Genomic DNA, 1785 nt, shown 5'->3' with positions numbered 1-1785 from the left:
TTTGCGGGATATTGTTTTTCTTGAACCATCGAGACATGAAGCGCGCCTCAAAACGTAGACGGTTAGTGGCAAAATCTCTTAGAGATTTATCAGAAAGGCGGTTGATGATGTGATCGTATTTTCGTGTTTTTTCTTTTTTGGCAAGGCGCTTTAAGGCTTCGCATTGCTGCTCTACTTCGTCTGTTTTCGAATAGATGATCAAAGATGTACAACGGCCAGAGTCAGGATTGTTTTTATCGTTGTTGAAGTAGACAGAAGTTTCATAGTCCCCTTCACGACTTGGGCGTAAATAACGGTGTGAGACGGAAGAAAGAGATTTAAGTGCACCTAAAATTTGGTCACGAGACTCTAGTTGAACAGAAAATGTAGAGTCGAAACGGAATATATCTGTTTTGTCGAAGTCTAGAAGCTCAGCGAACTGAGGCATGGAGCGTTTGAAAGACTCAAGGAAGGCAGTAAGACAATTAACAAGGTTTCGAGAACCATAGACGTTATGACCCTGCATGATTTTAGCTGGTGATGCTTTCAATTCGACACAAGCACACTCGCGGAAACCTGAGCCTTGAAAAACTTTCATTGCGATAGCTGCGTAAGACGTAGGTACGGATTCCCAAGGGTGACGGAGGTTTTCAATATCGACTTGACCGGACTCAGAATCCACGAAGATGCCTGCTTCGAGTTTTAAGCCCTTCTCAAGTAGATCATCAAAGTTGATATGAAACTCATACCCATCACGCACAGCGATAGGTGTATAAAGTTCATCCTTAAAGTGAATGCGCAAGCCAAAGAAGTCGTACATTAACAAAACCTAAAATACATGTGTACATTTATATTTGAACACAACATAGCAAATGTTACACATGAATACAAGGTGCACATGGCTAACCGTACTCATAAACACTAAAATACAAGTGGAAATGTAACGAGGTAGACATGTCATACAAAACTTTAAGAGTGCACGAAGCACATCAAATCAAACTTGAAAGAGCAGCTATCGAAATAAGCTCAAAGATTGGAAAGCAGGTGCAGTGGACGGATGTTGCAAGATACATGTTCGAAAACATGCTAACCGACGCCAAACACGGGATGATCCAAGGCTCAAAAAAAGATCAATAGAGGTCGAGATTAATATAAAGGTAGAGTTCCATATTGGGACTATAAGCCACTATTAAAGATAGTGGCTTATCCCCCATGCTCGCGCACTCGTCCTAGCCCGTCCTCACTTGCTGCGCGTGGAGGATAAGCTCTAAGGAAAACAGAGAACCATGAGGGAAAATTGATAGGACCGAGAATTGGCAGTGCCCTGTACCTAAAAGAAGGCTTAGCAGGATGAAGGGGTGTTTTGTGGTTTCTTCAAGAGGAGCTACGGGAACAAGTTCCCTACTTTTCGGGCGTTTGGAGGAGTCATACCCAAGAACTGAGGTGTGCGCCCTTATCCCTGCGGGGCTGGTACGTGAAAAAATGACATACCGAGTGATTGGTATGTCATTTTATTTTGTTCTGTAAAAGCGGTGTCCCTGGTCAACATTTTCAGCATAAAATAATGACCGGTTCGGCCTCGATGAGGCCTTTTTGTGAAGTGCGCGAAGCAAAGAGCAGAATAAAACACTTTTGATGTAGGTGCGCATTACAGGAATTATGTTACGGGCTAGCGCTTCAAAGCGATTCTCTCTCATAGCATGTACGACGCAAGCGCCGACAATGAGCCATTCGCACCGCCCACCCTTTGTGCACGCTAGGCCAGAGGCAAACCCTCAACATAATTCATTACACATAATGCGCACT

At 43.6% G+C, this 1785-nt stretch carries 2 protein-coding genes; one reads left to right on the top strand and one right to left on the bottom strand.

Annotated features, from left to right (window positions below):
* Positions 1-799 (bottom strand): phage/plasmid replication protein, II/X family (locus tag VJL_RS03560; protein WP_038875818.1); only part of this gene is annotated, 799 nt, incomplete at its 3' end.
* A 134-nt stretch (positions 800-933) separates the two neighbouring features.
* Here VJL_RS03560 and VJL_RS03555 point away from each other — a divergent pair.
* Positions 934-1116, top strand: coding sequence for a hypothetical protein (locus VJL_RS03555; RefSeq protein WP_038875815.1), 183 nt, complete (start codon positions 934-936; stop codon positions 1114-1116).
* The last annotated feature ends 669 nt before the right edge of the window (positions 1117-1785 follow it).

This window comes from Vibrio jasicida CAIM 1864 = LMG 25398 (assembly GCF_000400365.1).
Lineage (GTDB): Bacteria > Pseudomonadota > Gammaproteobacteria > Enterobacterales > Vibrionaceae > Vibrio > Vibrio jasicida.
This window is presented reverse-complemented; position numbering and strand designations above follow the sequence as displayed.

What these genes read in the sequence shown, in the direction of transcription:
- VJL_RS03555 (WP_038875815.1), top strand. Translation starts at nt 934, where the DNA reads ATGTCATACAAAACTTTAAGAGTGCACGAAGCACATCAAATCAAACTT.